Genomic DNA, 8691 nt, shown 5'->3' with positions numbered 1-8691 from the left:
ACGGTCCCCCAGCACGGGGGCCCTGACATCCCGGAGGCGCCGTCCATGCCCCTGACCGCGACCAAACAGGCCGTCCACGAACGCGTCCACGCACACCGCGCGGAGCTGCTCGCGCTCAGCCACCGCATCCACGCCCACCCCGAGACCGCGTTCGAGGAGCACCGCGCGGCCGCCTGGTGCGCCGAACTCCTGCGCGCCCACGGCTACATCGTCACCGTGCCCGCGCACGGACTGGACACCGCGTTCACCGCGAGCCTCGGCAGCGGACCGGTCACCGTCGCACTCGTCTGCGAGTACGACGCGCTGCCCGAACTCGGGCACGCCTGCGGACACAACCTGATCGCCGCCGCCGGCCTCGGCGCGGCGCTCGGCCTCGCCCCGTACGCCGACCAACTCGGGCTCACCGTACGGGTGATCGGCGCGCCGGCCGAAGAGCGCGGAGCCGGAAAGGCACTGCTGCTGGAGGCGGGCGCCTTCGACGGCGTGGACGCGGCGATGATGGTGCACCCCTGCCCGGTCGAAGTCGCCGACTTCCGCTCCTTCGCGCTCGGCACCCTCTCCGTCCGCTACACCGGCCGCGCCGCCCACCCGAGCCTCAACCCGCACGAGGGCCGCAACGCCGCCGACGCGCTCACCGTCGCCCAGGTCGCCCTCGGGCTGCTGCGCCAGCACCTCCCGCCGCAGTGGCGGGTGCACGGCATCACCACGGCCGCCGGCACCGCGCCCAACCTGATCCCCGACAGCGCGAGCGCGGAGTACGAGATCCGCGCCTCGGCGGCCGAGGACCTCGCGCAGTTGCGCGCCCGGGTCGAGGACTGCTTCCGGGCCGGGGCGCTCGCCACCGGCTGCGAGGTGACGCTCGACCGGCCCGAACCGGACTACCTGGACATGCGCTCCGACCCCGCCCTGCTCGCCCTCTGGCGGGCCAACGCGGCGGCGCTCGGCCGACCGGAGCCGGTCGAGAGCGGGCCGTTCGCCTGCACCGACATGGGCAACGTCTCCCACGCCGTGCCCGCCATCCACCCGGTACTGGACATCACCGGCGGCGCCTGCGCCCCGCACGAGGCCGCGTTCGCCGAGGCCGCAGTGGGAGCGGAGGCCGACCAGGCGGTGCTGGACGGCGCGGTCGCCATGGCGTGGACGGCGGCGGACCTGGCGGCGGGGCGGGCGAGGGGGCGGGCGACGAACACCTGACGCCCGACCCCTGACACCTGACGGCTGACAGATGACAACTTTCAGATAACAGATTTCAACATCTGTTATCTGAAAGTTGTTCGCTGAAAGTTGTCATCTGTTCGCCCTCGCCCTCGCCCCCCTCGCCCCCCGCCCCCTGCCCCCACCCCCGTCAGCCGCCCAGCAGCGCCGCCGACGTCGCCCGCACCGCCGTGACGCCCAGTTCCCTCACCAGCCCCCCGACCTCCCCCGGCCGCTGCGGGTCGGCCAGCACCACGGCGGCGCCGGTCCGCAGCGGCCAGAGGAACTCCCAGAGCGGCAGGCCCAGTTGCAACACCCGGTCACCCGGGCCGAGCGGGTGGGCCGCCTGTAGCTCACGCACCCGGCGGTCGGCCTCGGCATGGGTGAGCCGGACGGCAGCCGGGCGCCCGCCCGGGCCGTACCCGACGCAGAGCAGGTGCTGCGGCGTGAGCGCCCGGGGCGGGTCGGTGGCCAGCTCGCCGTCCACGTCCAGCCCGGCCACTGCCTCCGGCACCCCCTCCCCCAGCACGCAGACCGGCGCTGCCTCCGCGAGCATCCGCTCCCGGCGTCCGGGCGCGTCCGCCGGGTCCAGCGGCAGGTACGCCGCGCCGGACTTGGCGACCGCCAGCAGCGCGGTCAGCAACTCCGCCGGGCGGCGGGCCGGCGCGAGGCCGACCACCGCCCCGGGCCGGGCGCCGCGCGCGGCCAGGGCGCGGGCCAGCCGGTTGGCCGCGGCGTTCAGGTCCCGGTACGTGACGACCTGGCCGCCCGCGAGCAGCAGCGCGGGCGCGTCCGGCGTCCGGGCCGCCTGCGCCTCGACCGGCCCCACGACGGTGGTCGGCGGGTACTTCGCCGCCCGGCCCGTACGCGGGGGTGCCTGCGGCCCGGCGGCCCCCAGCGCCGCGGCCTCCAGCAGCACGGCCTCCATCAGGCCACACCGAGCAGTGCGGCCCAGGCCTCGACGGCCGGGCGCTCGGCCAGTTGCACGAACGCGACCTCGACGCCCTCGGCCCGCCAGCGTTCGGCGAGCGCCATCAGCCGGACCGAGTCCAGGCCCCAGTCGGCCAGGTTCTCGTCCAGCGGGATGTCCGCCGGGTCCTCGCCGAGCAGGTCGGCGACCTCGGCCCGGATCCGCTCCACGGTGAAGGCCATGCCCGTCACTTCCCTTCCAGCATCGCGAGCACGGCGTCGGTGGTGGTGACCTGCCCGCAGCGGCCGGCCACCCAGGAGAGCGCCGCGCGGTGCTCTTCCGGGCCGAAGTCGGCGACCGCGTCGGCCACCACGAAGGCCGGCAGGTCGCGCATCCAGGCGTCGCAGGCGGTGGCCTGCACCCCGATGTGCGCGTACACGCCGGTGATCACCAGCTGGTCCCGGCCCTGCTCGCGCAGCAGCCGGTCCAGGTCGGTGCGCACGAAGGCGCTGTACTTCCACTTGGTGAGCAGCGTGTCGCCCGGCGCGGGGGCGACGGCGTCGGCGATCGCCGTCGCGCGCGGGTCGTCCGGGATGCCCGGGCCCCAGAATTCCTGCTGGAGGCCGCGTTCGGCCGGGCTCTGCCCGCCGGGCTGGGCCGAGTAGAGCACCGGTATGCCGTGGGCGCGGGCCGCCGCGGCCAACCGGCCGACGTTCCCGAGGAGTTCGGGCACCGGCGCGGCGGCGGCGTCGAAGGCGTCCAGGAAGTGGTTCTGCAGGTCGTGCACCAGCAGCACGGCGCGGGCCGGATCGACCGTCCACTCGACCCGGTTGGCGGGCAGTTCGGTGGCGGCGGGCAGAGGATAGGAGGGAATGCGGGGCAGGCCCACGGTGGTCTTTCCTTCAGTGAGTAGGGAGTGCGGCCGCGATGGCGGCGCGCAGGTCCTTCTTGCTGACCTTGCCGATGCCGGTGGCGGGGAAGGCGTCGACGAACTCGACCCGGTCCGGCACCTTGTACTCGGCCAGTCCACGCTGCCGCACGAAGCGCTTCAACTCGATGCTCTTCGGCGGCTGTTCGCGGTGGTCGGTGCGCAGGACGACGTAGGCGCAGGTGCGTTCGCCGAGGTAGGGGTCGGGCATCGACACCACCGCCGCGTCGTGCACGGCGGGGTGGGCGAGCAGGTGGTTCTCGATCTCCTCGGCGGCGACCTTCTCGCCACCCCGGTTGATCTGGTCCTTGGCCCGGCCCTCGACCACCAGGTGGCCGGTCGGGGTGCGGCGGACGAGGTCGCCGGTGCGGTAGAAGCCGTCAGCTGTGAAGGAGTTGGCGTTGTGCCCGGGCGCGTTCCAGTAGCCGCGGATGGTGTACGGGCCGCGGGTGAGCAGGTGCCCGGTGGCGCCGTCGGGCAGGTCCCGGTCCTGGTCGTCGACCACCCGGACCTCGTCGTCCGGGGAGATCGGCCGGCCCTGGGTGGTGGTGATCAGCTCCTCCGGGTCGTCCAGGCGGGTGTAGTTGACCAGCCCCTCGGCCATCCCGAACACCTGCTGGAGCGTGCAGCCGAGCACCGGGCGCACCCTCCGGGCGGCCTCGGCGCTGAACTTGGCGCCGCCGACCAGCAGCACCTCCAGGCTGTCCAGGTCACCCGCACCGGGGCTGCCCGCGTCGCGTTCGGCGGCGTCCAGCCAGAGCAGGGCCAGCGGCGGCACCAGCCCGGTGATGGTCACGCCCTCGCGCTCGATCAGCGGGAAGGCCGTCTCCGGGTTGGGCCGCGGGCACAGCACCACTCGGCCGCCCGCGTACAGCGTGCCGAGCGAACCGGGTGAGCTGAGCGGGAAGTTGTGGGCGGCGGGCAGCGCGCACAGGTAGACGCTGTCCTCGTCGAGCGCGCACAGGTCGACCGAGCCGCGCAGCGAGTAGATGTAGTCGTCGTGGGTGCGCGGGATCAGCTTGGGCACACCCGTGCTGCCGCCGGAGAGCTGGAGGAAGGCGACGCTCCCGGGCTCCGGCTCCTCGGCCGGACCGGGCCCGTCGCAGGGCACGTCGGACAGCCGCAGGTGCTCGCCCGGATCGTCCCCGGCCACCAGGACCAGCCGCAGAGCCGGGCTCTCCGCCTGGACGCGGGAGGCGAGTTCGCGGTAGTCGAAGCCGTTGTCGACGGCCGCGACGACGTATCCTGCCGCCCCGGTGAAGGAGCAGAAGTGGCCGATCTCGGTGGCGCGGTGGGCGGGCAGTGCGAAGACCGGCAGCGCGCCGATCCGGAACAGCGCGAAGACCACCTCGAAGAACTCGGCCACGTTGGGCAGTTGGACCACCACGCGGTCGCCGCGCCCGATTCCCCGGGCGAGCAGCCCGGCGGCCATCCGGTCGGCGCGGCGGTCGAGTTCGGCGTACGTCCAGCGCCGCCCCTCCCCCGCCGGGTCGACGATCGCGACCCGCTCGCCGTGCGCGGCGGCGCGCTCGCGCAGCATCCGCCCGAAGGTCTCGCCGCGCCAGTACCCGGCGGCCCGGTAGCGCGCGGCGAACTCGGTGGGGTACGGGGTGAAGGCCGGCTCCTGAAGGGAGGTTCGTTCCTGGGTGGAGGCCCGCTCCCGGCTAGAGACCTGCTCCCGGGTCGGGGCCTGCTCCGGCGCCGTCACCGCGACACCCCCGCCGCGTCCAGGAAGGTGCGGAACTTGGCACTGGTCTCGGCGAGTTCGTCCTCCGGCCGGGAACGGTCGACGACGCCCGCACCCGCGTACACCCGCAGGGTCCGCTCGTCCGCCTCCGCGCAGCGGATGGTGACCACCCACTCGCCGTCGCCGTCCGCGTCGCCCCAGCCGACCATGCCGGTGTACAGGCCGCGGTCGAAGGGCTCGACCTCGCCGATCACCCGCCGGGCGACGGCCGTCGGCGTGCCGCAGACCGCCGGGGTCGGGTGCAGGGCGGTGGCCAACTCCAGGGCGGAGACCGCCGGATCGGCCAGTTCGCCGGTGATGGAGGTGGCCAGGTGCCACATCGCGGCGGTGCGAACCACGGTCGGCCGCGCCGGCACGTCCAGGGTGCGGCAGTACGGCGCCAGCGCGGCGCGGATCGCGTCCACCACGACGGCGTGCTCGTGTAGGTCCTTGGGCGATTCCAGCAGCGCGGCGGCGCGCCGGACGTCCTCCCCGAGGTCGGCACTGCGCGGCACCGAGCCGGCCAGCGGGTTGGCCAGGACGGCCGTTCCGCGCCGGGAGAGCAGGAGTTCGGGGCTGGCGCCGATCAGCGTCCGCCCGCCGCCGGCCGGGACGGCGAAGGTGTAGCCGCCCGGATCGCGGCGGCCCAGCCGCTGGAGGATCGCGGGCAGGTCCAGCGGGCGGTCGGCGCTCAGCTCCAGCGTGCGGGCCAGCACGACCTTGCTCAACTCGCCACCGCGCAGCCGCTCGACGACCGCCGCGACGCCCGTGCCGTACGCGGCCGGCTCGGGGATCGGACGCACCTGCCAGTCGATCAGCTCGGCCGGCGGCGCGGGCAGCGCGATCAGCGGGTCGTCGCGCAGCGCCCCGGCTCTACGGACTCTCTCGGGGACGGCGAGTTCGACCCGGCTGTCGTGGTCGAACGCCACCGCGCCGACCACCAGCGGCCGTTCGACCCCGGCGCGGCGGGCTTCGGCCAGCGTCGCGGCGACCCGGACGGGCAGCGGGCGCCCGTCCTGCGGGACCCGGGCATGCACCCCGGCGGTGAGCAGGGTGCGGGTCGGCGAGGCGAAGAACGCCTCGTCGGCCGCGGCCCGGTACTGGCCGAGCAGGCCGCTGGCCGCGCCGATGGCGGCGTGGTCGGGTCCTGGGGTGGAAGCGTCGGCGGGCCCGGCGGGGGCCGGGGCGGCGGGGGCGGGAGCGGCGTGCTCGGCGACACCCCCGGCGGGGGCGTGGTGCACCGTGGTCACCGTGAAGTCTCCAGTCTGGGACGGTCTGGACGATCTGGGCGTCGGGGAGGGGCGTCGGGGAGGGAGGTCAGGGCATGGCGAGCACCGGGGGTTGCCCGGGAGCGCGGAGGGAGGCGGCAAGAGGAGCGGGGGGACGACGACAGCGGGGACAGCGCAAGCGGTCAGGCGCGCAGGGTGGCGCCACCGTCGACGTAGAGGTCGTGCATGGTGATGTGCCGGGCCCGGTCGGAGGCCAGGAAGACCACCGCATCGGCGATGTCGGCGGGCGCGGCGATCCGCCCGATCGGGATGCCGACCCGCCAGGCGCCCAAGTCGCCGTCGATGACCCGCCGTTCGGCGGCCTCGGCATCCTCGCCCCAGAGCGCGCGCTGCATCTCGGTGTCGGTCGAGCCGGGCGAGACGATGTTGCACCGCACGCCGGAGCGGGCGAGTTCCAGCCCGAGGCAGCGGGTGAACATGGTGGCCGCCGCCTTGGACGCCGCGTACGCGGCCATCCCGGCGCGCGGCACCCCGGCGGCGTTGGAGCCGACGGTGACCACGGCGCCGCGGCCGCGGTCAGCCATCCGGCGGCCGACCGCGCGGCCGGTGTGGAAGACGCCGGTGGTGTTGACCGCGAAGGTCTCCGCCCAGTCCTGGTCGGTGAGTTCGACGACGGGTGCGGTGCGCAGGATCCCGGCGACGTTCACCAACGTTCCGATCGGCCCGAGTTGGCGCTCGATCAGCTCGACCGTGTCGTCCACCGCCCGGCCGTCGGCGACGTCCAGGACGTACGGGTGCACGGCCGGCGACTCCCCCGCGAGGGCCGCGAGCGGGCCGGGGTTGCGGTCCACCGCCGCGACGACGGCCCCCTCGGCGACCAGCGCCCGGGCCACGGCCGCACCGATGCCCTGCCCGGCCCCGGTGACCACCGCGACGGCACCGGCGAATTCGGACTGTTGCACGGACATCCCCTCCGACCAGCAGTATTAGGTAAGCCTAACCTAACACATATGTTCGCTTACGCCGATGCCCTGTGCCGCCGTCAACTCACCGCCGGCCCCGCCGACTCCGGCCCGATCGTCGCCGCTTCCGCGACTCATCGAGGCGAGACGAGACGTTCCGTCTCGCCGCTCCGGACCGAACCGCCCGCGGCCACGGTCGCGGTGCTGCGACGGTCGGAGGGGCGGCGAACTGCCGGATGGCAGCCGGGAGCTGCGGACGGCTCCCGGTCGCTCACGAGAGGACCACGGGCCCCCGGAGGCGACTCAGCCCGTCGCGCCCGTCGCGCCCGCCGCCGGAGCCGCCGTGCCTGCCGGAGCCACCGCGCCCGCCGGGGCCGGGGTGAGACCGGTGCAGCCCCGGAGGGCGTCGCGGCGCTTGCGGGCCGCTTCGGCGGTGGCGCCGGAGGCCGGGACGGGGACGCCCTTGTCGTCGATGGTGGCCGGGGCGAAGGCCTCGCCGGTGACCTTGCCGTCGCTGGTGAGGGTGAGGGTGGTGACGCCGGTCTCGTTGGAGAAGGCGTAGTTGGAGGTGCCGTACCAGAGGAAGTTGCCGAAGCCGTAGCCGATGTAGGTGTTGCCGAGCATGCCCGAGCCGACCATGGTGTGCGCGTGGGTGCCGACCACGGCGGTGGCGCCGGCGGTGGCGAGCTTCTTGGCGATGGCGGTCTGCGGGCCGGTGGGGCAGGCCTTCCCCTCGTCGCCCCAGTGCAGGTAGACGAGGACGACGGACGCCTGCTGCTTGGCCGCCTCGACCGCCTTGACCAGCGCGGGGACGTCCAGCGCGGAGGCGATGCCCGGCTTGTTGGCGCCGGCCCGCCACTTCTGGTTGGTGAGGTCCTCGACCTGGCTGGCGGCGACGACGGCGACCTTCACACCGCGCACGGTGGTGACGTACGGCGCGTACGCCTCCTTCGCGTTGCGGCCGACGCCGACGACCGGGATCGGCGAGGAGTCCTTGGCGGCGAGGGTGTCGGTGAGGCCGTCGGCGCCGAAGTCGACGGCGTGGTTGTTGGCCATGGAGACGACGTCGACGCCGGAGTCCTTGAGCGCCGAGAGCGCCTTGGGCGAGGTACGGAAGGTGTAGGTCTTCGGCTCGGGGGCGCCGCGCCCGGTGATCGCCGTCTCCAGGTTGAGGACGGACAGGTCGGCGTCGGCGAGCGTCCGGGAAAGCGGGCCGAGGGCCTGCTCGGGTGGCTGGACGGCGAGCCGGGCCTCGGTGCGGCCCTCGAAGTGGACGTCTCCGGCGAACGCGACGGTGATGCTGCCGTCGGGGCGGGGTGCGGCGTTCTTCCCGGCGGCGGTTCCGGAGGGCACCGCGCCCGGGGCGGTGGGCGTGCCCACCGCCCCACCGGAGGAGGCCGTCGAGCCCGACGCGGCGGCCGGCGCCGGGGCTGGGTCATCGGGCCCGCAGGCGGCGACGGCCGTCAGGCCGACGAACAACGCGACGGCGGCCGCGGCACGGCGCATGAGTGGTCCCCCCGGGGTCGATCCAGAAGCGGTCAGCCTACGGCACGGCTTTCGCACCCATCCGGCTCGGATCCGCAACATTTCGAGCACAGGACGGCACGGCGGCGCACCCGCCCCCACCAAGGACTGGAGGACCGAACATCGAGGACTGAGCGCCGCCCCGGCGCGGTAGGGGATCGCGGTAGGGATCGCGGTAGGAGGTAGGAGGTAGGAGATCGCGGTAGGAGATGCTGAAC

At 74.7% G+C, this 8691-nt stretch carries 8 protein-coding genes; 1 reads left to right on the top strand and 7 read right to left on the bottom strand.

The window, feature by feature from the left end:
• The first annotated feature begins 45 nt into the window (after positions 1–45).
• Positions 46–1194, top strand: a complete 1149-nt coding sequence (locus ACIPLC_RS12750) for an amidohydrolase (RefSeq protein WP_400472972.1) — start codon at positions 46–48, stop codon at positions 1192–1194.
• A gap of 151 nt (positions 1195–1345) precedes the next feature.
• Here ACIPLC_RS12750 and ACIPLC_RS12745 read toward each other — a convergent pair whose 3' ends face one another.
• From ACIPLC_RS12745 to ACIPLC_RS12715, 7 genes are all read right to left on the bottom strand, one after another.
• Positions 1346–2122 carry an AMP-binding protein gene (locus ACIPLC_RS12745; RefSeq protein ID WP_400472971.1) on the bottom strand — a complete coding sequence of 259 codons (777 nt, stop codon included), beginning with the start codon at positions 2120–2122 and terminating at the stop codon, positions 1346–1348.
• Entirely contained in the window at positions 2122–2346 is a 225-nt protein-coding gene (locus ACIPLC_RS12740; RefSeq protein WP_400472970.1) for a phosphopantetheine-binding protein, read from the bottom strand. The genes ACIPLC_RS12745 and ACIPLC_RS12740 overlap by 1 nt, the downstream gene beginning before the upstream one ends.
• Positions 2347–2351: 5 nt before the next feature.
• Positions 2352–2993: an isochorismatase family protein gene (locus ACIPLC_RS12735; protein ID WP_400472969.1), complete on the bottom strand. Its 642-nt coding sequence runs from the start codon at positions 2991–2993 to the stop codon at positions 2352–2354.
• Positions 2994–3006: 13 nt separating this feature from the next.
• A complete protein-coding gene (locus ACIPLC_RS12730) occupies positions 3007–4740 on the bottom strand; it encodes a (2,3-dihydroxybenzoyl)adenylate synthase (RefSeq protein WP_400472968.1) in 1734 nt (577 codons plus the stop codon).
• A complete protein-coding gene (dhbC, locus tag ACIPLC_RS12725; protein WP_400472967.1) occupies positions 4737–6008 on the bottom strand; it encodes an isochorismate synthase DhbC in 1272 nt (423 codons plus the stop codon). Before dhbC ends, ACIPLC_RS12730 begins: the two co-directional genes overlap by 4 nt.
• Positions 6009–6169: 161 nt before the next feature.
• A complete protein-coding gene (locus tag ACIPLC_RS12720; protein ID WP_400472966.1) occupies positions 6170–6955 on the bottom strand; it encodes a 2,3-dihydro-2,3-dihydroxybenzoate dehydrogenase in 786 nt (261 codons plus the stop codon).
• Between the two features lie 297 nt (positions 6956–7252).
• The gene (locus ACIPLC_RS12715) at positions 7253–8455 is read right to left on the bottom strand and encodes a CapA family protein (RefSeq protein ID WP_400472965.1); all 1203 of its coding nucleotides are present in this window, start codon (positions 8453–8455) and stop codon (positions 7253–7255) included.
• Positions 8456–8691: the final 236 nt, after the last annotated feature.

The sequence above is a fragment of the Kitasatospora sp. NPDC086801 genome, from assembly GCF_044745805.1.
In the GTDB taxonomy this organism is placed as follows: domain Bacteria; phylum Actinomycetota; class Actinomycetes; order Streptomycetales; family Streptomycetaceae; genus Kitasatospora.
Note: the sequence above shows the minus strand (reverse complement) of the source record. Positions and strands in the feature narration are given on the sequence as shown.